Raw genomic sequence first — 26,021 nt, forward strand, 5'->3', positions numbered from 1 at the left:
GGGTGCTTACTCCTTCGCTTTTCCCGCTGCCAGCGACTTGTAAATCACCTCGTGAATGCGGGTGCGGATGTTGTACTGGCGCAGCTTGTTGTTGCCGGCATCGGGGTACACGCGGTTGGAAAGGAAAACGTAGAGAATGCCGTTTTCCGGGTCCATCCATACGCAAGTGCCGGTGAAACCGGTGTGACCGAAGGTACTGGCCGGCGAAAGGTTACTAGTAGGTCCTTCGGGCTTGCTGGGGTCGCCGTGGTCCCAGCCCAGACCGCGGCGGCTGCCGGCGCTCTGGGGGCGCGCAAACTCCGTGACGACGGGCGAAGCGAAGAACTGCGAGCCGCCGTACTTACCGTTTTGCAGGTTCATCTGCATCAGCACCGCCAAATCGTTGGCGGTGGCGAAGAGGCCGGCGTGGCCGCCCACGCCGCCCACCAGGGCGGCGGTTTGGTCGTGCACGGTGCCTTGCAGCTGCTCGCGGCGGTAGTAGGTGTCGTTTTCGGTGGGCGCGATGCAGCTTTTGGGGAAGCGCTGCAACGGGTTGTACGTCATGCTGCCCAGGCCCAGCGGCCGGTAGAAGTTATCCTGCAAATAGCCTTCAATCGGCTCCTGCAGAATCTTCTCGCACACCCGCTTCATCACCATAAAGCTGAGGTCGGAGTACTCGGTGGGGTATTTGCCCTTGATTTTGGGCAGTAGGCTGGAGCGCATCGTCCAGGCCCACACCGAGTCGTCGGCGGCTTTGGTGCTGTACTCGCCGGGCGCTACCTCGTTGGGGAAGTCGTCGGAGCGGGTACTGGCATAGAACGTAGGCTTGAAGCGGCCGTCGCGCATGGTGCGCTCCCAGGTCGGAATGCCCGGCTTAAGGCCCGCTTGGTGCAGCAGCACGTCGCGGATGGTCATGTCGCGCTTGTTGGTGCGGGCCAGCTCGGGCAGGTAAGTGGACACCTTCTCATCGAGTACCAGCTTGCCCTGGTCTTTCAGGGCCATCACGGCCTGCAAGGTGCCGGCTACTTTGGTTACCGACGCCAGGTCGTAGAGCGTGCTGCTCGTTACGGGCTGGGTTTGGTCGTAGGTGCAGTAGCCGTAGCTCTGGTCGAAGACCACGGTGCCGTTTCTGGCCACCAGCACCTGGCAGCCGGGGGCGGCGGCGTAGGTCTGGCTTTCGAGGGCGATGTTGTCAATCTGGGCCAGCACGCGCGAGTCGAGGCCCTGGCTTTCGGGTGCGGCGTAGCGCAGGCGGTGCAAATCGAGGGTGGCGAGGCCGGAGTTGACGCGCATGGTGGGCGATACCGTAACCGGCAGCTTGCCCCGCGCCGGCAGCGCGCCAAACAGTACCTGCGGCATCACCAGCTGGGCGGCGTAATGGTCTTCATAGCCGCAGACCAGCGTGCGGGCGCTCTCCAGGAACTTCAGCGAATAAGCGTTGCCCATGGCCACTACCACCGTTTTCAGCTTGGGGTTAGCCTGGAGTTGCTTGATAAATTTGAGCGCCCCGTCGCCCAGGCCGTAGTTGTGGCTGGGCGTGTTGTTCATGTTGTGCAGGCTCACCACCACCACGTTATAGTCGCCGAGGCGGCTGGTAATGCGGGCAAACGTGGAGTCGGGCGCGTAGCGGTCGGGCACGGCGTACACCGGGCCGGGCTGGTACTTGTTGAAAATAGTAGCGTACGGCCCCTCGGCCTGCGTGCCGATGGTGATGGCCGCGATGCGCAGCGTATCGAGCCGCTGGAAAGGCAGCAGGTTGTCCTCGTTTTTGGCCACCGTCACGGCGTGCTCAAAAATCTCCTGGGCCAGCATCTTCGATTTGGGCTGGTTCAGGCTGTCGCGCAGCGTCCGCATATTCACGGGCTGGTAGTGGTTGAGGCCCGCCCAATACTTGGCCCGCAGAATTTTCTTCACCCGAAAATCCAGGTCCTCCTGCGTGAGCTTGCCGGCTGCCACTGCCTCGCGGATACGGAGCAAGGCCGAGGGCACGTCTTCCGAAAACAGCAGCACGTCGTTGCCGGCAGCCAGGGCCATCGCATCCAGCTCCCCGTCTTTGTACAGCTTGCTCACGCTCTTCATGTTGAGTGCGTCGGTGAACACCAGGCCCTTGAAACCCATCTTGGTCTTCAGCAGGTCGGTGACCAGGGCGTGCGACAGCGTAGTGGTTTTGGCGTCCGTCGTATCAAAGAGCGGCATGTAGAGGTGGGCCACAATCACGCCCATCACGCCGGCCTCGAACGACTGCTGGAAGGGCACCAAATCCACTTCCGTGAGGCGGGCCAGGTCGGTGTTGATAACCGGCAGGGCCACGTGCGAGTCGGTATCGGTGTCGCCATGGCCGGGGAAATGCTTGGCCACGGCCATCACCTGGTTATCCTGCAAGCCTTTGATATACTGGAGGCCAAGTGCCGCCACACGGTTCTGATTTTCGCCAAACGAGCGGTTGCCGATGACGGGGTTGCCGGGGTTCGAGTTTACGTCGAGCACCGGGGCAAAGTCGACGTGCACGCCCAGGGCGCGCATTTTGCGGGCAATGTCGCGGCCCATCTGGTACACGTAGCGGGGGTCGTCCATGGCACCCAGCGTCATCTGCTTGGCGTAGTGGGCCGAGGAGTCGAGGCGCATATCGAGGCCCCATTCGGCATCCATGGCCACGAGCAGGGGCACCTTGGCGGCGGCCTGCAGGCGGTTGGCCATGATGGCCTGGCGCTTGGGGCCACCCTGCATAAACATCACGCCCCCAATGTTGTAGTTGCGCACAAGGCGCTCGATGCGCTCGACGTGGCTGCGGTCTTTATTGGAATACGCGGCCACCATAAAGAGCTGCCCCAGCCGCTGGTCGGGCGAGAAAGAGTTGAACACGCTGTCGACCCAGGCCGTTTCGACCGGGCCCGAAGGCAGCGGGTCGGCGGGCATTTTTTTCAGGTCGGCAAACGACAGCAGCAGGCCCGCCATCAGGACCAAAGCGGCCACGCTGAGCTGGAAAGGGATGCGCATCAGCCCCGTAGGGTTGGTGGGTTTATTCAAGGGGCAAACGGGCCGCGGGGGCCGTACTTTTGTCGTGAGGTACTGCGGAACCCGCCCACCGGGTTTAGAGGTTCCGCAGCGAACGGCAGCCAGCGCCAGCGGTATCCGATGGTCGGGAAACGGGCGAAACAACAACCTCCCCCGCGACTGACTCCCTGATACTGACGGCCGTTCCAGCCGCGAAGGTACGTAGAAAACCGCCTTGCGGGTTGACAACGCAACGGTTTTTTGCTTATTGCCCCTCGTGTTCCGGCCTGTTTACGTGCTGGTTAGCCTTTAGCTGGCCACTTCTCAATTCCCGCTCCCCGCTCCCGAAAAATGCCTGATATTATTCACCTGCTTCCCGAATACCTCGCCAACCAGATTGCGGCCGGCGAAGTAGTGCAGCGCCCCGCTTCGGTGGTGAAGGAGCTGCTGGAAAATGCCGTCGACGCCCACGCCACCCAGGTGCAACTCATTGTGAAAGAGGCCGGCAAGCAGCTGGTGCAGGTGGTCGACAACGGGGCCGGCATGTCGCCCACCGACGCCCGCATGAGCCTGGAGCGCCACGCCACCAGCAAAATCCGCAGCACGGAAGATTTATTTAAAATCCGCACCCTTGGGTTTCGGGGCGAGGCGCTGGCCAGCATCGCGGCGGTGGCCCAGGTCGAAATCCGCACCAAGCAGCGCGAACACGACACCGGTACGCTGCTGCTCGTGGAAGGCTCCCAGATTACCAGCCAGCAGCCTACCGCTTGCCCCGACGGCACCAGCATCGCCGTCAAAAACCTGTTTTTCAACGTGCCCGCCCGGCGCAATTTCCTCAAGAGCAACGCCGTGGAGATGCGGCACATTCTCGACGAGTTTCAGCACGTGGCGCTGGCCAACCCGCAGATTGCCTTTTCGCTGTATCAGAACGATTTGGAGGTGTTCAGCCTGCCGGCCGGCAAGCTCAGCCAGCGGATTGTGGCGCTGCTGGGCAACGGCTACAAGGAGCAGCTGGCGGCCTGCGAGGAGGTGACGCACGCCATTTCGGTGCGCGGCTTCGTGGGCAAGCCCGAATCGAGCAAGAAAAGCCGGGGCGACCAGTTTTTCTTCGTCAACAACCGCTTCATTCGCTCGGCCTACCTCAACCACGCCGTGCTGGCGGCCTATGAGGGCTTGCTGGCCCGCGACACGCACCCGTTCTACGTGCTGTTTCTGGAGCTCGACCCCAAGGCCATCGACATCAACGTGCACCCCACGAAGACGGAAATCAAGTTCGAGGACGAGAAAACGGTGTACGCCGTGGTGCGCGCCGCCGTGAAGCAGAGCCTGGGCCTGCACAACATCGCGCCCTCGCTCGACTTTGAGGGCGACGTGAATTTCGCGCCCATTCGCCCGCTGCGCGCCGGCCGCGCCGCCCCCGATACCGACGACCACCTGCCCGCGCCCACCCCCGCCGCCCGCGCCGCCGCCTACGAAGACCCCACCCCCAAGCGCGGGAGCAATGGCAGCTCCGGCAGCAGCAGCACCGGCTTCAGCAGCTTCAATTCCGAAACCCGCCGCGACGGCTTCGAGCGCGAGCTGCCGCCGCGCCCCACCGAGCAGGCCCGCCGCGAGCTCGAAGCCTTTTACCGCGAGCTGGGCCAACCGGTGCGCGAGAATTCCGGCATTGACCCCGTCACGGCTCGCAGCTTCGAAACGCCCGACTTACCGGTTGCGGCGCTGCCGTCGGCGGCTTCGGGCGAAGGTGGCCTGCCCGATTTTTCGCTGGGGCTGGCCCTGCCCGAGTCCGCCGCCCGGCCCGCTACCGTGCGGGAGGGCGGCTCCGGCAGCCGCGCCGTGCAGGTGCAGCAGCGCTTCGTGCTGGTGCCGGTGAAGTCGGGCGTGCTGCTCATTGACCAGGAGGCCGCCCGCGAGCGCATTCTCTACGAGCAGTACCGGCAGGAGCTGGAGCGCGCCGTGGGCACCTCCCAAACACTGCTGTTTCCGCGCACCGTCACGTTTTCGCCCGCCGATTTTGCCGTGCTGCGCGAGCTGACGGAGCCGCTGCACGCGTTGGGCTTCATCTTCAACGAGTTCGGGCCCAGCACCATTGCCGTGGAAGCCATTCCGGCCGGCATGCCCGCGCAGGATGAGAAGGAGCTGCTCGAAAGCCTGATTGAGCAGTTCCGCACCACGGCCGGCCCGCTCAAGCTCGACCAGCGCGAGGGCCTGGCCCGGGCCCTGGCCCGTCGCGTGGCCGCCAACACGGCCGCCGCCCGCCTACCCGAGTCCGAGCTCAGCGCTCTGGCCGACCGCCTTTTTGCCTGCCAGACCCCCGGCTACACCCCCGACGGCCGCAAAACCCTGGTATTGCTCGATGGCCAGCAGCTGGCCGACTTCTTCCGTAAGTAGCGCGGATGAGGTAGACGCATATTTGCGCCTCTACCTCATCCGCGCGACGGGCGTTCTAGCTTTGCGCCCACCAATTTCTCTCAACGGCCCACCCCAGCGGCGCGGCCGCTTCAATTCCGGTATGTTCAATCTCACTCCCACCGTTCGCAACCTGCTGATTGCAAACATCATTTTTCTGGTTGCCCAGCAGAGCGTGGTGCCACTGCTCACGCAAGTGGGTAGCCTTTATCCCATTGGCTCACCGTATTTTTTTCCGTGGCAGTTTTTTACCTACATGTTCCTGCACGCGGGCTGGGGGCATTTGATTTCCAACATGTTCGGTCTGATTTCCTTTGGGCCGATGCTGGAGCAGCGCTGGGGTGCCACGCGCTTCCTCACCTTCTGGCTGATTTGCGGGGTGGGCGCGGGCCTGCTCTACGAGGGGGTGCGCGGTTACGAGCTGCACAAGATGGAACTGTCGCGGCAGGAGTTTCGCCAGTCGCCCACGGGCGGCGAATTCGCCAACTTCTTTCGCTCCTACTTCCCCGACGCCACCGGCTACGAAACCCTGGCCGGCGCGCTGGAGCGCAATCCGCAGAACCGCGAATACATCGATGCCGCCACTCAGGCCGTGGATGGGGCCGTGAGTGAAACCGTAAATTCGCGCGGCGGCGGCATGCTGGGTGCTTCGGGCGCGCTGTTCGGCATCCTGTTCGCTTTCGCCTACCTATTTCCGAATACCGAGCTGATGCTGCTATTCTTTCCGTTCCCCATCAAGGCCAAGTATTTTGTGCTGCTATATGGGCTTTATGAGCTTTACAGCGGCGTGCACCGCACGCCGGGCGACAACGTGGCCCACTTCGCCCACCTTGGCGGCCTGGTCATCGGCTTCTTTGTGGTGAAATACTGGGAGGGCCGCCGCGAACGGTTTTACTAGCCGTTGGTTTAGTAGGAAGCGGGCGCGCCGCGCCGGCCGTCATATTCTGTTTATTCTCCGCGATTCATGAGCATCGTCCAAGACATCCGCTCCACCTTCAACCGCCGCGACAACGCCCTGATGCAGCTCATCTGGCTGAACGTGCTGGTGTTTGCCAGCCTGATTCTACTGAAGTTCATCCTCAAATTCAGCAGCGCTATCGGCTATTACCCCACCGTGATGACGCAGGTGCAGCTGTCATCGGCGTTTCCGGTGCTGCTGCGCCACCCCTGGACGCTGCTCACCTACGCTTTCACCCACGAGGAGTTCTTTCACATTCTGTTCAACATGCTGAACCTGTACTGGTTCGGCCAGCTGGTGCGCGAGTACCTGGGCGACCGCCGGTTGGTGAGCATCTACATCTTGGGGGCCCTGGCTGGGGCCGTCCTGTTCCTGCTCACCTACAATTTCGTGCCGGCGTTCCAGGAGGGCGTAGGCACGCCGATGGTGGGGGCTTCGGCGGCCGTCACGGCTATTATCGTGGCCGGAGCTACGCTGCTGCCCGACTATACGTTCTCGCTTATTCTCATCGGCCCGGTCAAAATCAAGTGGATTGCGGCCGTGGTAGTGCTCATTTCGCTGGCCGGCGTGAATGGGGGCAATCCGGGCGGCGAAATCGCCCACCTCGGCGGTGCTTTGCTGGGCTTTGTGTTCATCCGGCAGCTGCAGGCCGGGCGCGATTTGGGCCGGCCCGTGCAGGCCGTGGGCAACTTTTTTGCCCGCCTCACCAGCCGCCAGCCCACTATGCGCGTGAGCAGCAGCTCGCGTCGCCCCGAGCCGGTCGCGGCTTCGGCCAGCAGTCCGGCCCGTAAGCCGGCCGCCGCCAACCAGCCCTTGCAGGACGAAATTGACACGATTCTCGACAAAATTTCGCGCTCCGGCTACGAAAGCCTGAGCAAGGACGAAAAGCAGAAGCTTTTCCGGGCCAGCCAGCAGTAGAACAGCAGTTGAGGGTTAATGGTCCTTTCTGAAAGGAATGGTTAGCTAACCAGCAACAAGTAAGCCTTAAGCCCGCAGCCACTGCTTGGCCAGTTCCACATCCTGAAAAAGTCGGATTTCGAGCTGATTGCCCACCCGCGTCACCATTTCCTCGGCCGAAGCCTGCCCGAAAATGCCCGGCGATACAATGTGGGCGAAGCGTTTCAGGCCCAATGCAATCACCTGCGGCATCCAGTTAGTGGCAATCCAGTCGTTGGCCGAATTCCAGGAGCCAATGACTTCGCGGTTGTCGTTCAGCATGTATGTACAACGGTTTTCGCGCAGGAAATCGATGGTGGCCTGGCAGCCCTGGATTACTTTGTCGGTGGGTAGCACGCCCGTCCAGTTGTTGTAAATCCATTGGTTGGCCGCATCAAATTCGATGGTTAGGAACACTTTATCGAATGAGTTGGTCAGGGTCTTTTTCATAACGGGAACCGGTGAGCAGGTAGCTATATCGCAAAGTAAGCATATTATTTACAGCTTGTAGTTGCGTTATCCGGGCAACTAGCCGGGACGCAAAAAGGCCGGTACTGTGCAGTACCGGCCTTTTTCAACGCATTACGACTACTTAAGCAGCCGGGGCGGCGCTCATTTTATCCAGCGCGTCCATCACTTCTTTCACGTGGCCGCGCGAGGTTTCCAGCATCGCTCTTTCCTCGTCGTTGAGCTTAAGCTCAATCACGCGCTCCACGCCGTTTTTGCCCAGGATAACCGGAGCACCCAGGTACACGCCGTTGATGCCGTACTCGCCCTGCAGCTCGAGGCACACCGGGAACACGCGGCGCTGGTCGCGCACGATGGCTTCCACCATTTGGGCTGCGGCCGCGCCGGGCGCGTACCAAGCCGAAGTGCCCATCAGCTTCACCAGCTCGCCGCCGCCCTGGGCGGTGCGCTGCACGATGGCATCGAGCTCGGCCTTGCCAATCAGCTCGGTCACGGGGATGCCGCCCACGGTGGTGTAGCGGGGCAGGGGCACCATAGTGTCGCCGTGGCCGCCCATGAGCACGGCCTGAATGTCTTTCGGGCTCACGTTCAGGGCCTCGGCCAGGAAGGCGCGGTAGCGGGCCGTGTCAAGGATGCCGGCCATGCCGAACACCTTTTCGCGGGGCAGTTTGGCGGTGAGGTGGGCCTGGTAGGTCATCACGTCGAGCGGGTTGCTCACGATGATGATGATGGCCTTGGGCGAGTGGGCCACCACCTGCTCAGTTACCGACTTCACGATGCCGGCATTCACCGAAATCAGGTCGTCGCGGCTCATGCCGGGCTTGCGCGGCAGGCCCGAGGTAATCACCACCACGTCGGAATTGGCCGTGCGGGCGTAGTCGTTGGTTACGCCCACGGTGCGCGAGTCGTAGCCGATAATCGGGGATTTCTGCCAGATATCGAGGGCTTTGCCTTCGGCAATGCCTTCTTTGATGTCAACCAGCACAATTTCGTTGGCAATTTCACGGGTGGCGAGCACGTCGGCGCAGGTTGCGCCCACGTTGCCGGCTCCGACTACGGTAACTTTCATAGAGAGAGTGGTTGGGGGTTGGGAGGTTTCGGGGGCAAAAGTACGGCCGGACTGCGCAACGCATTGCCTAACGGCTCGGGTTTTTGCTTCGGCCCGGTCAAAACTGCTTCATTTATAGTGATATGCGCACCGAAGTCACCACCTGCATCGGCCGCAGCTGGTAGGTCGTCTGGGCCAGCTGGAACGGACTCGCGAAGCTGTACTGATACTGCCGGGCATCAAAAATATTGCTCCAGCGCAGCTCCAAATCCACTTTGCGGCCCTTGGTGGGTAGGGTGTAGCGATAAAGCAAATCAGCAAATACGGCCCGCACCGTGGGGGCCGGCCCGCGGCTATCGTAGTAGTCGCTGCTGAGCGTGAGCTGGTGGCCGCCCACCGGAAACAGGCTGGCGCTGGCGTGGTGCTCCTGCACCAAGGCGGTGGTGGGGGTGGGGGTGGGGCCGTCGGCCACGGCGCTACTCAGGGCCGTCATTGCGGCGTTGTAGTCCAGGCTGCCCCAGTCAAAGGCCGACACGCTCATCTTGAAACCCGCCGTGGCGCTCCGGGTGCTCGTTTGGGTGAGCTGGCCATTCAGGACCTGGGGCTGTTGGCGCAGGCTGCCGCTGGCCTGCACGCTCAGGTTGGTTTTCCAGGGGCTGATGAACTGGCTGATGTTGGCGTTGAAGGCGTGCGTCAGGGCGCGGCTGTCTTGGTCGAGGACCCCTGTGGTCAGGGACCCGCTGGCATCGACTTGGCTGCTGTAGAGCCGGTTGCTCAGGGCGTTGCTGAACGTGTAATTGGCATAGAGAAACCGCGAGTTTAGCGGGTCCTGAAAATAAAAGCCGCCTGAGTAGCGTTGCGTTTGCGTGCGGGGCAGGGGCGCGTCGTTGCGCTGCAGGGTACGGTAGTCACGCAGGATATAGGCGTAGTTCAGCTGGCCGATGTCGCCGAAGCTGTTGCTCAGGTCCGCGTCGGCCGACACGTGCCAGTGCTGGTTTAGTTTGTAGTCCAGGCTCAGGCTGGGCTCGGCTACTACGGAGTGCAGGTGCTGCTTGGCCCCGAGCGGCGCATCGGTGGCCCGGAAATCGTAGTAGCTCAGCGGCCCGCTCAAGCGCAGGTCCCAGGTGTCGGTTTTGCGGCTCAGGGTGGGCTCCAGATAGTAGCGGCCGCGGTTCCAGCGCAGGTCGTTGTGCAGGGGCGGGCCGGTGGGGGCGGGCTCGGCGCTGGCGGTCAGGGCCGAGGTCAGCCGTTGAATCTCCTGCGAAAAGCCCGCCTGGCCCGAGTACGACCAGTTGCCTCGGCTCAGGTTGAGGCCCACCGAGTTGTTGGTATAAAAGGCCGCCAGCCGGGCCTGCTGCCGGGCCGAGTCGTAGGCCACGCCACCGGTGAGCAGCGGCGCAAACGGCCCTGGGCTTACGACCAGCTGGTGCGGACTGTTGCTGAAAAACGTGAGCGACGACACTTGAAGGAGCGGCCCACTGCTCAGCGGCCGCACCAGTCCCAGCCGATTGCTGAAACTCAGGAAAGGATTTTTGGCCTGCTGGGCGAGGTGCAGCCCGGTTTCGGCCCGGTAGAGGTCGCCGGTTTGGGCGTCCCAGCGGCCGTCGAGGCTCAGTGTGTTTTTCAGGTAGTAGCGCTTCTCGTTCTTGATGAAGGCCAGGTCCGCCAGCAGGTTGTTGAAGGTTGCGCGGTTCGCCTTATCTTCCGTCAGGGTCACAGTGCGGCTGTCGGGCAGGAAAAACCGCGTCTGTGTGCCACTGCGCGCCGTCTGCACATCATGTAGGTAGGAGGTATTTACCCGAAGCTGGTTTTCGGCGCTGATGGGAATGAGGTGGTTGGCGCTCAGCAGTTGCACCTGATTGAAGAGGTAGCGGCTGGTGCCCACCGGCGGCCGGCCCAGCCCCTGAATGTGCGTCAGGTCGGGTTTCTGGGGGCTGAGCTCGCCGCTGCGTGCCAGGTCACCCATCGTCAGCGGCTTTAGCTGGGTGGCCGCGTCCTGGCCGGTGTTGTTTGTCTGGTAAGTGTCAATCAACTGCTGGCGGCCCGCAAACAGCATCGGCGACACGTTCGCATTCCAGAGCGCGCCCAGCGGAACAGGCCCCCAGCCGGCCCCGAGCTGGGCTTGGCCAGTGGCCGTCACCCTCTTCTTCAGCTTCAGGTTGAGGGCTGCTTCTTCGGGCCGCACCTGGCCGCCCAGCGCCCGAATGGGCTGGTGGCGCTCGAGTACCTGCACGCTTTGCACGGCATCGGCGGGCAGGTTATTACTGGCCAGCGTGTAGCGGCCTTCCAGCAGGTTCTGCCCGTTGATATATAACGTGTTAATCGGCTTGCCTTCATAGGAAATCCGCCCGTCGCCGTCCACCTCAATGCCAGGCATCTTCTTCAGCACGTCGGCAATCACGCGGTCCTGCTTACCGGTGAAGGCGCTCACTTGGTAGTTCAGGGTGTCGCGCGTTTTCGTAATGGGCGCGCTCTTCACCAGTACCTCCCTCAACTGCGTGGTGCTGGCCTGCATGGTCAGCGGCACGGTTTGGCTGTGGTTAGACAGCCGCCGCAGCTGCGCGGCGTAGCCCAGAGCGCGGGCATGCAAGTACACCGAGTCGCTGGCCGGCTTGGCATCCAGCGTCAGCCTAAAGCTGCCATCGGCGGCCGAAATAACGAAGGCCGTGGCCGGTGGCTGGGCCTTGGTTTCAGCTTCGAGCAGAATGCCCTCCAGCGGCTGCCCGGCCGCGTTGCGCACAGTGCCGGTGAGGGTGGTTTGGGCCGCGGCATTGGGGCAGACCGCGGCTAGCACTACCAGCAGGTAAAATAATTTCAGCCGTGATGGATATAGGTTTGTAACCTGCACGGAGTGAGTTATTTCAACTCCAATGGATTGTTCCGTCGTTTTAATTTACCTAGGTAATTAGCGCGTGCACTTTCTGGAATCTGATTGCCGCTAGCAGACATGCGGTCCAATAACGTCAAATCATCATTTAGTTTGGCTTGCTCGAACTTTGTCTTCGGAATAATGAGAGCCGAGGAATTGGCTGATAAAGCAGTTCCTGAATTGACAGAAATATCAAAAGGGACAGGGTTAGTGTCGAGGTTAAGCAGTGTAAAAACGTAGTTTTTGTGCGTGTCTTGCACCTGCACGATGAGCCCAGGCAACCCGTAAAACTTGTAGGGCCCCTCGCTCACTGGAATTTCGCGCGTGAACCAAGTCTCCCATATCCGCCCGCCAAAAACCGTGTAGGCCTGCTGGCATGCATGACCAGCTATGGTCTTTTTATTCATCGTTATTTTCCAGTCAAACTGAGGTTTTGGCTCTTGGTATTGGTAATCCAGCGAACCAATGATATCGTGGTAGGAAACCAGATTTTTAGTTGGCTCCTTGAGTATGGTGTAACGTAATTCGTTCTTAACTGCCTTTTGAGTTGCATTAAGGGCCTTTTGCATACGCTCTTGCGGGGCAAGTCCTTTTAAGCTCACGTACACACTATCAAAAATGTGTTTGCCAGTGCTTTGAAAACATGAAACGCCGTTACTTATCCGCAAAATCATTTGCACACTCTTAGGAGTGACCACAGCTGAGTCGAGTTTATAGTCTAGCTGGTAAACCCCTCTTAAGCAGGCGGCAGGAACAGGAGTCGACTGGGCGTTGGCGCACAGTCCCCAGAGAGCTAGCAATGCAGTGAATAGGGGAAAGGATAATATTTTACCAGCAATCATTTGAAAGAAAATTTGGGTCTTGCAAGAGGTATTGTTCATGCAATTAAGGGGCACAATTAGTGCCCAAATAATCAATTATGATAACAGAATGTACATCAGTAATTGACGGCCAAAAAATAGCTCCCTATTAGCTGACGCGTACTGCTACGTCAGCTAATAGGGAGCTAATCACCTAGCAGTCCAAGTTTGCTTGGTAGTACAGATATACCTGCGCAGCTTGTAATTCAGTGTAGCCGTAGCACCCGATGGACCATCCTTGTTTCGGGCAGTCAAAAGTAATTTCGTACAATTTCTTTACGCTGACAGGCTTAGTAACAATAGCAGCAGCTATTGACTTCTTGGCGATAGGAGATACTTTAGTTTCGTTGGTAGCTGCTTTGCCAGCAAATGAAATGCTGCAAAGAAGTACGGCAAAAAATAAGTTCTTTTTCATGGGTTTGAATTGGTAAAATGTGGAAATGGAAGGGTTGATTTCAAGCATTATGCTGGGAATCGGACTGGTTTTTAGCGACATTGGTACTCATTGCCATTGCCGCCAATCATCGCATATGGGGAGGTAGCCCTGCGCTTGACCGGTATCGTGGTAAAATGGTGGAAAGAAAAGGATGCTGATTATCTGTTTAATCCAGACATAGCAAGCCCATTGCAGAACATGCGATTCCACTTCAACGCAAGCGCCTAGTGGAGTTTCTTGACAGGTAAGGGGGGAGTGGTACGCCTGACAAATTCGCCGAAGTCTTATCGAAGACATCAGTAGATTTGAATCGCAACGGGTAGAGAATTAACCCAAGCCGGATACCGGCGGGGTTAACGTGCGAATGGCGGCGAGCCTGCGTGGAAAACAGGCAGTCCGAAATTCATTGTTCGGAATTCGTGTAACAAATCAAGCTGCCAGGGTGGAAATCCGGGCGTTTAAGCTCCATTCTTAAAAAGAATAAGAGTGGACGTGTTGACTTGCCTGGCAAATTTGCAGGAGATAATTGATTTATCAAATGCATCAGGAATTGTATTTATTTATAAAGTTTTTATATATTTGATTATCAATTGATAAGATTTATAATTTTTCGCACAAATACGGTTATTCATTGGCGGCAACCCGGATGTTGGGCCAAAATTCTTTGTTTTGCCCGGTTGATGAGTAGCTCAAGTCCCGTAATAAATCGGTTAGCTGCCAAATCGCGCAGATGCAGGACCGCATATGCCCATCGGACACCAATACACAGTTAAGATAAAACGCGCATGAAACGGCACGGTGGAGCAGTTGCGCCTGCCACGCGCGGACTCGTAGCGTCCATGCTACATCCGCTGCACCGTGAGCACGCGCTCGGTTGCGTCCTCCACCTTAAACCGGTCATCGACGCGCCAGCCCACGACCCAGCAGATTTTGCCGTCGGCTGAGGTAAGCACGCGCACTTCGTCTTTCAGGTTGAGGGGCACTTTCTGGTCGATGAGGAAGTCGCTGAGCAGCTTTTTCCCTTTCATGCCCAGCGGCATAAACCAGTCGCCTTCCTGCCAGCGGCGCAGCGTGAGCGGAAATTTGATTTTATCCGCATCCAACGCGGCCGTGCTTTTCGAGCGTGGGATGATGAAGTGCTGGGCGTCGTCGTGCAGTTCGGCTTTCAGGCGCAGGCCGTCGGCCAGCAGGTCGGTTTGGCCAGCGGCCAGCTGGAAGGTGCCGAACTGCGCCACCCGACGCGGCGTGATAACCAGATTCTCGCGGTCTTTCACCAGCCGGTGGGTGGGCGAGTCGAAGCGCCGGCCGCTCTCGCCGCCGAAAGCGCCTACGATGTCCTTCACCACCGGCCAGGCGAAGCCGAAGGGGCGCAGGATTTCGTGCAGCACCAAGGCGGTAGCGGCGGTTTTTTGCAGGGTGGCGATGTTGAGGTAGGTGACCTCGGCCTCGTCGTGGCGGGCCTGAGCGGCGGTGTCGGCCACGTAGCGGCGCACGATTTCCTCGGCCCCGCCCACGCGCTCGGCGGTGCCGGCCATAGTATCATCGAGGCTGGGGTTGATTTCGCGCAGCACGGGCAGCACCTCGTGGCGCAGCAAATTGCGCTGGTACACGGGGCTGTCGTTGCTGTCGTCTTCGCGCCAGCGCAGGCCATGCGCTACCAGGTACTCGTGCAGGTCGTCGCGCCCCAGCCCCAGCACCGGCCGGATGATGTGCCCGTTCTTCACCTGAATGCCGTGCAGGCCGGCCAGGCCGGTGCCGTGCGTGAGGTTCAATAGCATGGTTTCGGCCTGGTCGCGCTGGTGGTGGGCGGTGGCGATGTAAGCTAGGCCCTGGGTTTCGCGCACCTGCTCGAACCAGCGGTAGCGCAGCAGGCGGGCCGCCATTTGGGTCGAGATGCCTTCCTGGGCGGCAAATTCCTTGGTTCGGAAAAACTCGGCGAAATAGGGGAGGCCGTACTGCTTGGCCAGCTTGCGCACAAACTGCTCATCGGCGTCGGCATCTTCGCCGCGCAGGCCGAAGTGGCAATGCGCCACGGCTACCTGCGCGCCCAGCCGGTGCAGCACATCGAGCAGTACCACCGAATCGAGGCCGCCGCTCACGGCCACCAGAATGGCGTCGGTTTCGAGGTTAAAAAGCTGGTGTTCGGCGATGAACTGGCGGACGGAATCGAGCATGAGTAGGAAACGTTAACGGGACAAAAGTACCAGCGCAGGAGACGTTGCGCTGTCCCGGGCACTATGGCGCGGCATTCGGCGTTAGCCCCGGCCATCTGCCGTACCTTTGAGGCCCGCATGACCTTGTTCCGCTTCTTACTATTATTGCTGCCCGCGCTGCTGCTGGCGCGCCTCGGCGCGGCCCAGACGCCGAAGCCCGCCCAAACGCCCCCTGCCGTGCGCCCCGCCGTGCCCCGCGGGCCGCGCCCGGCTCCCACGACGCCATCGGGCCTGAAGGGCTCGCCCATTCTGCTACTCACGACAGGGGAACTGGTGGGCGGCATTTTTGGAGACTTAAAAATTCGCAAGCTGCTCGGCAACGTCAGCTTTCGGCAGGACGACGTATTTCTGTACTGCGACTCGGCTTACCAGTACCTCGACCGCAATGAAGTTGAAGCCTTCAGCAACGTGCGCGTGGTGCAGAGCGACACCATAACCATTACCGGCGACCACGGCTACTACGACGGGGCCCGGCGCACCGCCCGCATGACCGGCAACGTGGTGATGCGCGACCCGCGCATGACCCTAACCACGCCCAGCCTCGTCTACGACCTGAACCGCAAAACCGCCGCCTACACCGAAACCGGCCACCTCACCGACCCGCAAAACACCCTCGACAGCCAGCAGGGCTTCTATGATACCAACACCAAGGTTTTCGTTTTTAAGCGCGACGTGCACCTCGTCACGCCCGACTCGGAGCTGAACAACGATACGCTGCGCTACAACACGGTCAGCAAAATCGCCTACTTCAACGGCCCCACCCGCATCAAGGGCAAATCGGGCAACTTGTATGCGGAAGGCGGTAACTACAACACCATCACCCGGGTATCGGACTTCAAGCAAAACGCCAAAATCGACACGCCCAACTACCGGCTTGGCGGCGACCAGCTGGTGTACGACGAGGTGAAGCAGTATGGCGTGGCCAAAGGGCACGTATCGCTGATTTCGAAAAAGGACAACCTGACGCTGCGCGGCGATATGGGCCGCTACTGGCGCGCCCTGGGCCGCACCAAGCTCTACGGGGGCCGGCCGGTGGTGCGCAACATCAGCCAGAAAGACACCTTGTACATGGCCGCCGATACGCTTATCAGCGTGGAAGCCAAGCCCGGGCAGACCACCAAGCGCACCGTGCTCTACGCCTTCCCGAAGGTGCAGATTTTCCGGGGCCCGATGCAGGGCATCTGCGACTCGCTGACCTACGACCGGCAGGACAGCATTATTTACCTGAACCAGGACCCCGTGCTATGGCACACCCGCAACCAGCTCACGTCCGACTCGATGCAGATTCGTTCGCAACGCGGCAAGGTGGACGAGATGCGCCTGTTCGGCAATGCGTTTGCCGTGAACCAGGACACGCTGCTAAACTTTAATCAGACCAAGGGCCGCAGCATGCGCGCCTATTTTCGTGACGACAAAATGCGGCGCGTGGACGTGCTGGGCAACGCCGAAAGCATCTTCTACGCCCTCGATGGCGACACCGCCACCACTGGCATGAACCGGCTGCTCTCGGCCAACATGCGCCTGCTTTTCGCCGATAACAAGCTGAACCGCATATCGGTACTGGCCAACCCCGAGGCCAAATTCATTCCGCCTCACGAGCTCAAGCCCGACGATGAGCGCCTGAAAGGATACTCCTGGCGGGCCTCGGAACGCCCCACCCGCCGCCAGGTATTGGGCAAGCAGTTCGACGACCGCCCCAGGAAGAAAGTGGTCAGGAAAAAAACCACTCCCAAGCGCAGCTCCAAAAAGCCTGCACCAAAGAAAAACCCGGCCAAAACGCTCCCGAAGGCTCCCACAGCACCTAAAGCTCCCGCCAAACCCGCGCTGCCGGCTGCTTCGGTAAGCCCGGGGCCGCGGGCCGCGGGCCTGCCGAAGCGCTAGCTGCAACCTTTGCCGGCGGCGGGGCACTCTTGCTGCTGCCGGCCCGGCTTGCGGGCGGGTTTGCCTTCCCGGGCTCAAATCGTTACCTTTGCACCCCTTATGCCGATTTCCCGCCTCCTGGTTCTCTTTCTGTTCGTTACTTCGCTGCTGCTGGGCTCCTGCACCAGCAGCTATCAGCGGTTGCTGAAAAGCCCCGACGTTAATAAAAAGTACGAAGCCGCCATTCAGTATTACGACAAGGGCGACTTTTTCCGGGCCGGTACGCTGCTCGAAGACCTGATTCCGCTGCTCAAAGGCCGGCCCGAGGCGGAGAAGGCCCAGTTCTACTTTGCCAACACCAACTACAAGCAGCGCAACTACGTGCTGAGTGCCTTCTATTTCAAGTCATTCACCGACACGTACCCCAACTCGGAGTATGCCGAGGAGGCCTCATATTTGCACGCCAAGTCCCTGTTTCTGGATTCGCCGGGCTATGAGCTCGACCAAACGAATACTATCTCGGCCCTCGAATCCATTCAGGATTTCCTGAACCGCTACGGCAACAGCAAATTCCGGGCAGAAACGGAAAGCATGTCGCAGGAACTGCAGAAGAAGCTGGAAAACAAAGCCTTCGAAAGTGCCCGCCTCTACTACCAGCTGCGCTACAACCAGGCGGCCGTGGTCGCCCTCACTAATTTCCAGCTAAGCTACCCGGCTTCGGCCTACGCCGAGCAGGCCTCCTTCCTGCGCGTCAGCGCGCAGTACGCCTGGGCCCAGGAAAGCGTGGAAAACAAGCAGCGCGAACGTTTTCTGGAGGTCGTCGCCTTCTACCAGCAGTTTGTGGATGCCTACCCGCAGAGCAAGAACCTGAAGGCCGCCCTGGGCATGTATGACACCAGCCAGCGCGAAATCGCCCGGCTGAAGGCCCTGCCCACGGCCGCCGCCAACTAACTTTAGCGGTTAGCTGCTCGTTATCAGTTGATGGGCTTCGTCCTGAAACTGGTGCCAGCACCTGACAACCGATAACGAATAACTAACAACTAATAAGCCCATGAAACCGAATCCCAACGCTGTATCGAGCTCCATCGTCACGCGCAACATCGCCGACATCACCGGCGACAACGGCAACGTGTACGAGGCCATTGCCGTGATTTCCAAGCGCGCCAACCAGCTGTCGATTAAGCTGAAAGAGGAGTTGAACGACCGCCTGGCCGAGTTCGCTTCCACCGTCGACAACCTGGAGGAAGTGTTCGAGAACCGCGAGCAAATCGAGGTGTCGAAGTCATATGAGCGCATGCCCAAGCCCACCAGCCTCGCCATTGAAGAATTTCTGCAAGGTAAAATCGCCTACACCACGCCCGAGCCGGAGGAGGTTCCGATTCCGCGCGAACTGTTCTAGGCTTTTGTCGTCTGATTGTTTGTAAGAACGTCATGCTGAACGCAGGGAAGCATCTCTACCGCAACAGTAATTTAGTTACTATTGCGGTAGAGATGCTTCCCTGCGTTCAGCATGACGTTCTTTTTGTATAATCATTCCATGACCGCCACCGCTTCTCTAATTCCTGCTGCCTTCCTCGCCGGCCGCCGCATCCTGCTGGGTGTGAGCGGCAGCATCGCGGCCTACAAAGCGGCCCCGCTCACGCGCCTGCTGGTGCAGGCCGGGGCCGAAGTGCAGGTGATTCTCACGGAAGCGGCCACCGCTTTCGTGACGCCCCTCACGCTGGGCACGCTCTCCAAAAAGCCCGTGCTCACGGGCTTTTTGCGCGATGCAGCCGCCGGCGAGTGGCACAACCACGTCGAGCTGGGCCTGTGGGCCGATGCCCTGCTGATTGCGCCGGCCAGCGCCAACACCATCGGCCAGCTCGCCAACGGCTTGTGTCCCAATTTGCTGTGCGCCGTGTATTTGTCGGCCCGCTGCCCGGTATTTCTGGCCCCGGCCATGGACCTGGATATGTACGCCCATCCGGCCGTGACCCAGAACCTGGCCCGGCTGCGCAGCTTCGGCAACCACGTATTCGAGTCGCCCAGCGGCGAGCTGGCCAGCGGCCTGCGCGGCCCCGGCCGCATGCTGGAGCCGGAGGATATTGTGGCGGAGCTGGAGCAGTTTTTTGGAGAAAAGAATTGATAATAGCCCGTCATGCTGTGCGAAGTCGAAGCATCTCGCGTGCTTCAACTAATCAATGACGCTGCAAGGATTGAGTTACTACCACACGCGAGATGCTTCGACTTCACTCAGCATAACGGGCTATTATCAATTCGCTCTTATACATCAATAATAAATGCACGTTCTCCTCACCGCCGGTCCCACCTACGAGCCGCTCGACCCCGTCCGCTTCCTCGGCAACCGCTCGACGGGCAAGATGGGCTACGCGCTGGCCGAGGCCTTTGCCGCCGCCGGCGCGCAGGTAACGCTGGTGAGCGGCCCCAGCCAATTGCCCGACCCCGCCAGCCCCCGCATCCGCACGGTGCGGGTAGAAACGGCGGCTGAGATGTTTGCGGCGGCGGAAAAAGTGGCCGCTGAGGCCGACGTGTGGGTATTCGCGGCGGCCGTGGCCGACTACCGGCCGGCGCAGGTGGCAAGCGAGAAAATTAAAAAATCGGGCGAAACACTGACGCTGGAGCTGGTAAAGAACGTGGACATTGCCGCCACGCTCGGCCAGCGCAAGCGGGCTGAACAATTTGCCGTCGGTTTTGCGTTGGAAACCACGAACGAGCTGGCCCACGCCGAAGGCAAGCTGCGCCGCAAGAATTTCGACCTCGTGGTGCTGAATTCGCTGCGCGACGCGGGCGCGGGCTTTGGGCACGACACCAACAAGGTGACCGTGCTGGATGCCACCGGCCAAATCGTTAATTTTGAGTTGCAGTCCAAGGCCGACGTGGCTCGCGGACTGGTTAGCCTGATTCTGGCCCGCCGGCCATCTTCTCCTCCGTCCTTATGATGCGAACCTTTCTCGCGGCCCGGCCGCTGCCCGCGTTGCTGTTGCTGCTGGCGCTGCTGTTGGCCGGCCCCGCCCGCGCCCAGGAATTGCTGGCCGAAGTGCGGGTATCAACCGAAAACGTGACGATTTCGGACCCCAGCATCGTGACGCAGATGCAGAATGAAATCCGTAACCTGCTCAATACCCAGGCCTGGACCAACCTCGTTTATCAGCCCACCGAGCGCATCCGGCTCAAAATGTTCATCGGCATCACGGCTATTCCGGTGAATGGTACCTACAACTGCACCATGCGCCTGATTTCGACGCGCCCGGTGTATGGCACCGGCTACGAAACCAATCTCGTGAGTCTGGTTGATAAGAACTTTAATTTTAATTACTCGCCGCAGAATCCGCTGTCGTATTCGGCCAACAGCTTCACCTCGAACCTGGCTTCGCTGCTGGGCTTTTACGCCAACCTGGTGATTGGGCTCGACCGCGACTCGTTTGCCCGCCTCGGCGGCACTCTCTACTACGAGCAGGCCCGCACCATCGTGAACTACACCGCCAACCAGACCCAGACCAATGAGCCCGACGAAGGGTGGCGCGGCAGCGGCTCGCGCGAGCGCCACTTTCTGCTCGACAACCTGCTCGACCCGCAACTAGAAGCCTTCCGCACCAGCCTCTACGGCTACTACCGGCAGGGCATGGACATTTTTATCGAGAAGCCCGAAGAGGCCCGCGCCTCGGTAATGGTAGCCCTCACCGGCGTGCAGAAAGCGGCGCTCACGCGCCCCGGCACCTTGTTCGTGCGGGCTTTCTTCGATGCGAAGTCCGATGAAATCACCAACATTTTCCGCACCAGTCCCGATGCCCAGCTCAAGCAGCAACTCGTGACCATGCTGACTGATGTGGACCCCACGAACTCGGCCAAGTATCAAACCCTTTTGAGATAGTGCATAATAATGCCTTCATTTTCGCATTTATTGCCTTCAGCAGTTGCGTAATATTAGGTTATTACTTCAGCGTCAAAGCAGCTTTTCTGGAACACGCACTGAATGCAGGTAAAAAGCTAAAGGCTAATAAAACGCAAGACGGTGTAGGGGTGTTTAGTTTCTTTCGGGAGTTTGTTAGCGGCTTCGGGCCATTCCATTTAGCTGGGGCAATAAGAAGCAATCGCCGGGTCAGAATGATATGGCCTGCACTTATTAACAGCTCGCCGGATGAAGAATTGCAAAACGAAATAAACCAGACGCTCCTAATTATCAGGTGCATTCGCGTCTTTTCTTTCCTGCTGTTCTTATTTATGTTTTTTCAGACCAACTAAGCGACTAGCGTGTAGTCGTTACAATATCTTATGCTAGTCGATTTACGGATTAATAACTACGCGCTGATTGAGCAATTAGAATTGCGTCCTTCACCGTTGCTGAACATTATTACGGGCGAAACCGGGGCCGGAAAATCCATTATGCTGGGGGCGATTGGGCTGTTGCTGGGCAACCGGGCCGATTCGCGCATGCTGTTCGATACCGAACGCAAATGCGTGATTGAAGGGCAGTTTGACATTGCCAACTACCAGCTGCAGGATATTTTCGAGGCCGAGGATTTGGATTACGATACGCACTGCATTCTGCGGCGCGAAATCAGCCCCAACGGCAAGTCGCGCGCCTTCGTGAACGACACGCCGGTAACGCTGGAAGCGCTGCGGAAAATTGGGGCCAACCTGATGGATATTCACTCGCAGCACGACACGCTGCTGCTGGGCGACGGCGTTTTTCAGTTGAATCTGCTGGATTTGTACGCCGGGCTGGTGCCGCAGCGCACCATGTATAGCCACGCCTTCCGGCAGTACCGCAAGCTCGAAACCGACCTGCAGGCCCTGGAAAGCCAGGCCGCCCAGGCCAGCAAGGAGCTCGACTACAACAGCTTTTTACTGAACGAGCTGGAAGAGGCCCGCCTCGACAACGAGGACCAGGATGCGCTGGAGCAGGAAGTGAAGCAGCTGGAGCACGCCGAGGAAATCAAGTACAAGCTGAGCCAGGCCCTGCACGGCCTACGCGACAGCGAAACCTGCGCCACCGGCAACCTCAAGGAAGCCGTAGGCCTCCTGGGCCAGGTTTCGAGCTACGCCGACAACTTTCGCGAGCTGCGCGAGCGCCTGAATTCCTGCCTGATTGAGCTGCACGACATCGCCGACGAGGTAGAAACCGCCGAGCGTCGTACCGAAGGCGACCCCGCCCGCGCCGAGGAGCTGCAGGACCGCCTGAACGTGCTCTACACCCTGCAGCGCAAGCACCAGGCCCGCGACCTGCCCGCGCTCATGGAAGTGCGCGACGCGCTGCGCCAGAAAGTAAGCTCAGTGCTGAGCCTGGACAAGGAAATTGCCCGCCTGCGCAAGGATTCGGACGCGGCGCTGGCCGCCGTAACCAAGCAGGGGAATAAGTTGTCGGAGAGCCGGCGCAAGTCGTTTCCGCACTTCGAGAAGCAGCTGGGGCTGCTGCTGGCCGATTTGGGCATGCCGCACGCCCGCATCGTGGTGCAGCACGGCACCGGCGCGCCGGCCACCAGCGGCATCGACGTGGTGAGCATCCTCTTCACGGCCAACAAAGGCGCGCAGCCCCAGACCCTGAGCAAGGCCGCTTCGGGCGGCGAGTTCTCGCGCCTTATGCTGTGCATCAAGTACATGCTGGCCGATAAAACGGCGCTGCCCACGATTGTATTCGACGAAATTGACACCGGCATCTCGGGCGAAATCGCGGTGAAGGTGGGCCGCATGATGCAGCAGATGGCGCAGAAGCACCAGCTGGTGGCCATTTCGCACCTGCCCCAGATGGCGGCGGCCGGCGACGTGCACTACTTCGTGTACAAGGAAGACCGCGCCGACCGCACCGTGAGCCGCATCCGTGAGCTGAGTAAGGACGACCGCATCAAGGAAATCGCGCACATGATTGCGGGGGCCAAGCCCAGCGAAAACGCCTTCCAGAGCGCCCGCGAGCTGCTGGCGCTGCGAGGCGAAGTGGTGGGGTAATTTGTATAGACTTGTTTCACAAAAACAACTTATGGACCTGTCGTCTCGGAAATCCATCAGCATCATCAGTCTGGGCTTCTTTCTGATGCTCGGACTTCATTTCAGCCTAGGCAATAATAACTCTTCGATAGCAATATGGGCTGCTATCGCAGGAATGCTGGTCTTGTACATTTTACTGGTGTTTGCGAGGTGGCAACGTGACCGTACGACAAGCGCATGGGCAATTCCCTTAGGCTTGTCCGTGGTTGGGTTAGTCGCTGCATCCGTGATTATCGCCATGTCGCACTGAGCTCAACCCAACGCGCTCTATTATCTTGGCACGCTAATTCACCTACACCTTATTATGCCTAATAATCTCCTCGCCGGCAAAGTCGGCATCATTTCCGGTGCGCTCAACGAACATTCTATTGCCTGGAAAGTGGCCCAGCGGGCGCACGCCGAAGGGGCTCGCTTCGTGCTCACCAACGCGCCGCTGGCCATGCGCATGGGCGAAATCAACAAGCTGAGCGAGGAGTGCAACGCCCCCATTATCCCGGCCGATGCGACTTCGACCGAGGAGCTGGAGGCGCTGTTTTCGGGCGCACAGGAGCAGCTGGGCGGCAAAATTGACTTCGTGCTGCACAGCATCGGCATGAGCGCCAACATCCGCAAAAAGAAGCATTACGGCGAGCTGGACTACAAATTCTTCCAGCAGACGATTGATGTGTCGGCCATGTCGTTCCACAAGATGATGGCCGTGGCCGAAAAGCAGGATGCCATGAACGAGTGGGGCAGTATTGTGGCCCTGAGCTACATCGCCTCGCAGCGCGCCTTTCTCGACTACACCGACATGACCCAGGCCAAGGCCATGCTCGAAAGCATTGCCCGCAGCTACGGCCAGCGTTTCGGCAAGCTGAAAAAGGTGCGCGTAAACACCGTGTCGCAGTCGCCCACCAAAACTACGGCCGGCACCGGCATCACCGGCTTCGACGCCTTCTACAACTTCGCCGATATGATGTCGCCCTTGGGTAACGCTCCGGCCGAAGCCTGCGCCGACTACTGCATCTCGCTGTTCTCGGACCTCACGCGCTACGTGACCATGCAAAACCTGATGCACGACGGCGGTTTCAGCACCACCGGCATCTCGGCCGAGATTGTGGACGTGATGACCAAAGCAGCCGGCGCGCAAAGCGCTGAATAGATTCGGTTTAGTTGCCTTTTCACAAAAAAAAGTCCGACCAGCTGGTCGGACTTTTTTTGTGAGAAGGCGGGCATGGCTGAAGTCCGCGCTACCCTCAATACCCCCGGCTCAAATCCACCAGATTCTCCAGCGGCTGGTCGTGGCGCAGGTTTTCCAGGTTGCGCAGCAGCATGTCGACTTTGTTTTCGTCCTCCAGGGCCTGGCCGCCGCCGGTGTGCTGGGTGAGCAGCACGTTGGGCAGGGTCCAGAGCGGGTTGTCGGCGGGCAGGGGCTCGACGGCCGTTACGTCGAGCACGGCCCCGCCGAGGTGGCCGGCTTGCAGCGCGGCAATGAGGGCGGGCTCATCGGTGGTATTGCCCCGGCCCACGCTGGCGTAGATGCTGCCCGGGCGCATGGCCGCCAGCAGTTCGGCCGAGACGAAGCCCTCGGCGCTCCCGGGCAGGGTGTTTATCACAATATCAGTGTCTGGCAGGGCGGCCAGCAAGTCGTCTTTAGAGCGCAGCTGGGCGGCGGAGTTGGTGCGGGCCAGCAGCTGCACGGGGCATTCGAAGCCGCTGAGCTGCTGGCGCAGGGCCAGCGCAATGGCCCCCGCGCCCAGCACCACCACGCGCTTGCCGCGCAACAGGCCCGCGCGGTTGCGCACGTAGGCCCCACCCACCCATTTTTTCTGGGCCTGCAGCACGGCCAACTCGGCTAGGTGGCGGTAGAGGGCCAGCAGGCCACCTACCATCGTTTCGGCGCAGGGCCAGGAAAAAAAGTCGCCCATGTTGGCCACGGGCAAAGGCAAGCGCAGGTGGCGGTAGCGCTCGAAGCCGGCCGAGTCAATCTGCCAGAAGCGCAGCAGGGGCGAGGGGCCGGCTGCCAGCCAGGTGGGCGGCGGGTTGCCAAGCAGCACGTCGGCCTCCTGGAAGGTGGGGAACTGGTCTTCGGGGGCCAGGTCGGCTCTGAAAGTGGCTTCGACTTCGGCCGGAAGCTGCTGGTGCAAATAAGCGCGGGCCGGGGCGCTCAGGGGCGAATAAACGAAAAGACGCATAGCAAAGCCGCCGGCAAAGCGACAGCCAATGGGCAAGAGGGTGAGCCGATGAAGCCGGGTGTGTGCAAAGGTGCTGCGCCCGCGACGTACTTTTCGTGAAGAAATTGCTTTTTCAGCAAAATTTACCCTCTTTTTCGCGTCATTCGCGCACTTTTTCGCTCCGCTCATGCGCGCCTACCTGCTTCAGCACGCCCACCTTACCGCTGCCGAGCTGGAACAAACCCTGGCCGCCTTTCGGCCCTGCACCTTCCGCAAAGGCACCGAGCTGTTCCACCCAGGCCCACCGCCAGACCGTCTCTATTTCATCGAAACCGGTCTGGCCCGCGCCTACCGCCTCGTGCGCGGCGAAGACATCACCAGCGCCTTTTACGGGGTCGACTCGTTCTGTTTCGACACCCTGAGCATTGTGGCCCAGGTGCCCACCGAGCTGTATTTCGAATGCCTGACCGACGTGCTGGCCCATGAAATCCTAATTCCCGACCTCAACCGCCTGTTCCGTCGCGTGCCGCCGATGGAGCGGCTGGGCCGCCGCATCAACGAAAACCTGGTCTGCGGCCTCACCGAGCGCCTGCGCGCGTTCCAGATGGACGACCTGCGTACCCGCTACCTCGCCCTGATGCAGCAAAACCCCGAGCTGATTCAGCAGGTGCCGCAGCGGCATCTTGCCACCTACCTGGGCGTGAAGCCGGAGAGCCTGAGCCGCATGCGGGCGCAGCTGTGAGGGTAGGGGGCGGGGGATAGGGGGGAAAGAACGTCATGCTGAGCTTGTCGAAGCATCTCTACCGCGCAAGTAATTTTTTGATTTGAATGGGTTGCGCGGTAGAGATGCTTCGAC

Annotated in this window: 21 protein-coding genes; 13 read left to right on the plus strand and 8 right to left on the minus strand. The window is 60.0% G+C overall.

Annotation, left to right across the window (positions count from 1 at the left end):
- Window positions 1-6: 6 nt before the first annotated feature.
- Entirely contained in the window at window positions 7-3,006 is a 3,000-nt protein-coding gene (locus ABIB44_RS19850) for a serine hydrolase domain-containing protein (RefSeq protein WP_354586425.1), read from the minus strand.
- 318 nt (window positions 3,007-3,324) lie between these two features.
- Here ABIB44_RS19850 and mutL point away from each other — a divergent pair, with 318 nt between their 5' ends.
- From mutL to ABIB44_RS19865, 3 genes are all read left to right on the plus strand, one after another.
- Window positions 3,325-5,364 carry a DNA mismatch repair endonuclease MutL gene (mutL, locus tag ABIB44_RS19855; RefSeq protein ID WP_354586426.1) on the plus strand — a complete coding sequence of 680 codons (2,040 nt, stop codon included), beginning with the start codon at window positions 3,325-3,327 and terminating at the stop codon, window positions 5,362-5,364.
- 121 nt (window positions 5,365-5,485) lie between these two features.
- The gene (locus ABIB44_RS19860; RefSeq protein ID WP_354586427.1) at window positions 5,486-6,280 is read left to right on the plus strand and encodes a rhomboid family intramembrane serine protease; all 795 of its coding nucleotides are present in this window, start codon (window positions 5,486-5,488) and stop codon (window positions 6,278-6,280) included.
- 66 nt (window positions 6,281-6,346) lie between these two features.
- Complete coding sequence (locus ABIB44_RS19865) at window positions 6,347-7,258, plus strand: rhomboid family intramembrane serine protease (RefSeq protein ID WP_354586428.1); 912 nt, start codon at window positions 6,347-6,349, stop codon at window positions 7,256-7,258.
- A gap of 66 nt (window positions 7,259-7,324) precedes the next feature.
- Here ABIB44_RS19865 and ABIB44_RS19870 read toward each other — a convergent pair whose 3' ends face one another.
- From ABIB44_RS19870 to tilS, 6 genes are all read right to left on the minus strand, one after another.
- The gene (locus ABIB44_RS19870) at window positions 7,325-7,726 is read right to left on the minus strand and encodes a hypothetical protein (RefSeq protein ID WP_354586429.1); all 402 of its coding nucleotides are present in this window, start codon (window positions 7,724-7,726) and stop codon (window positions 7,325-7,327) included.
- Window positions 7,727-7,868: 142 nt separating this feature from the next.
- Window positions 7,869-8,813, minus strand: a complete 945-nt coding sequence (gene mdh, locus ABIB44_RS19875) for a malate dehydrogenase (protein WP_354586430.1) — start codon at window positions 8,811-8,813, stop codon at window positions 7,869-7,871.
- Between the two features lie 112 nt (window positions 8,814-8,925).
- Window positions 8,926-11,586, minus strand: a complete 2,661-nt coding sequence (locus tag ABIB44_RS19880; protein ID WP_354586431.1) for a TonB-dependent receptor — start codon at window positions 11,584-11,586, stop codon at window positions 8,926-8,928.
- 62 nt (window positions 11,587-11,648) lie between these two features.
- Window positions 11,649-12,542 (minus strand): GLPGLI family protein, encoded by an 894-nt coding sequence (locus ABIB44_RS19885; RefSeq protein ID WP_354586432.1) that lies wholly within the window; start codon window positions 12,540-12,542, stop codon window positions 11,649-11,651.
- 133 nt (window positions 12,543-12,675) lie between these two features.
- Entirely contained in the window at window positions 12,676-12,936 is a 261-nt protein-coding gene (locus ABIB44_RS19890) for a hypothetical protein (protein ID WP_354586433.1), read from the minus strand.
- An 863-nt stretch (window positions 12,937-13,799) separates the two neighbouring features.
- Window positions 13,800-15,131: a tRNA lysidine(34) synthetase TilS gene (gene tilS, locus ABIB44_RS19895; RefSeq protein WP_354586434.1), complete on the minus strand. Its 1,332-nt coding sequence runs from the start codon at window positions 15,129-15,131 to the stop codon at window positions 13,800-13,802.
- A 117-nt stretch (window positions 15,132-15,248) separates the two neighbouring features.
- On the opposite strand from tilS, the gene ABIB44_RS19900 reads away from it, so the two are divergent.
- The 9 genes from ABIB44_RS19900 to ABIB44_RS19940 all read left to right on the plus strand — a co-directional run bounded on the left by ABIB44_RS19900 (window position 15,249) and on the right by ABIB44_RS19940 (window position 24,153).
- On the plus strand, window positions 15,249-17,051 hold the full coding sequence (locus ABIB44_RS19900) for an OstA-like protein (RefSeq protein WP_354586435.1): 1,803 nt from the start codon (window positions 15,249-15,251) through the stop codon (window positions 17,049-17,051).
- A 99-nt stretch (window positions 17,052-17,150) separates the two neighbouring features.
- Window positions 17,151-17,981 carry an outer membrane protein assembly factor BamD gene (locus ABIB44_RS19905; RefSeq protein ID WP_354586436.1) on the plus strand — a complete coding sequence of 277 codons (831 nt, stop codon included), beginning with the start codon at window positions 17,151-17,153 and terminating at the stop codon, window positions 17,979-17,981.
- A 100-nt stretch (window positions 17,982-18,081) separates the two neighbouring features.
- Window positions 18,082-18,429, plus strand: a complete 348-nt coding sequence (locus tag ABIB44_RS19910; RefSeq protein WP_354586437.1) for a DNA-directed RNA polymerase subunit omega — start codon at window positions 18,082-18,084, stop codon at window positions 18,427-18,429.
- Window positions 18,430-18,567: 138 nt separating this feature from the next.
- Window positions 18,568-19,155, plus strand: coding sequence for a flavoprotein (locus tag ABIB44_RS19915; RefSeq protein ID WP_502916506.1), 588 nt, complete (start codon window positions 18,568-18,570; stop codon window positions 19,153-19,155).
- Between the two features lie 154 nt (window positions 19,156-19,309).
- Entirely contained in the window at window positions 19,310-19,969 is a 660-nt protein-coding gene (locus ABIB44_RS19920; protein WP_354586438.1) for a phosphopantothenoylcysteine decarboxylase domain-containing protein, read from the plus strand.
- Window positions 19,966-20,901: a type IX secretion system protein PorD gene (gene porD / locus ABIB44_RS19925; RefSeq protein ID WP_354586439.1), complete on the plus strand. Its 936-nt coding sequence runs from the start codon at window positions 19,966-19,968 to the stop codon at window positions 20,899-20,901. The genes ABIB44_RS19920 and porD overlap by 4 nt, the downstream gene beginning before the upstream one ends.
- Entirely contained in the window at window positions 20,901-21,272 is a 372-nt protein-coding gene (locus ABIB44_RS19930; protein WP_354586440.1) for a hypothetical protein, read from the plus strand. Before porD ends, ABIB44_RS19930 begins: the two co-directional genes overlap by 1 nt.
- A 30-nt stretch (window positions 21,273-21,302) precedes the next feature.
- On the plus strand, window positions 21,303-22,973 hold the full coding sequence (gene recN / locus ABIB44_RS19935; protein ID WP_354586441.1) for a DNA repair protein RecN: 1,671 nt from the start codon (window positions 21,303-21,305) through the stop codon (window positions 22,971-22,973).
- Window positions 22,974-23,316: 343 nt separating this feature from the next.
- Window positions 23,317-24,153, plus strand: a complete 837-nt coding sequence (locus ABIB44_RS19940) for an enoyl-ACP reductase FabI (protein WP_354586442.1) — start codon at window positions 23,317-23,319, stop codon at window positions 24,151-24,153.
- Between the two features lie 94 nt (window positions 24,154-24,247).
- Here the strand turns inward: ABIB44_RS19940 and ABIB44_RS19945 are convergent, their stop codons facing one another.
- On the minus strand, window positions 24,248-25,186 hold the full coding sequence (locus ABIB44_RS19945; RefSeq protein ID WP_354586443.1) for a D-2-hydroxyacid dehydrogenase: 939 nt from the start codon (window positions 25,184-25,186) through the stop codon (window positions 24,248-24,250).
- Between the two features lie 166 nt (window positions 25,187-25,352).
- On the opposite strand from ABIB44_RS19945, the gene ABIB44_RS19950 reads away from it, so the two are divergent.
- Complete coding sequence (locus ABIB44_RS19950; RefSeq protein ID WP_354586444.1) at window positions 25,353-25,907, plus strand: Crp/Fnr family transcriptional regulator; 555 nt, start codon at window positions 25,353-25,355, stop codon at window positions 25,905-25,907.
- The last annotated feature ends 114 nt before the right edge of the window (window positions 25,908-26,021 follow it).

Source organism: Hymenobacter sp. UYCo722 (assembly GCF_040547115.1).
GTDB lineage: Bacteria > Bacteroidota > Bacteroidia > Cytophagales > Hymenobacteraceae > Hymenobacter.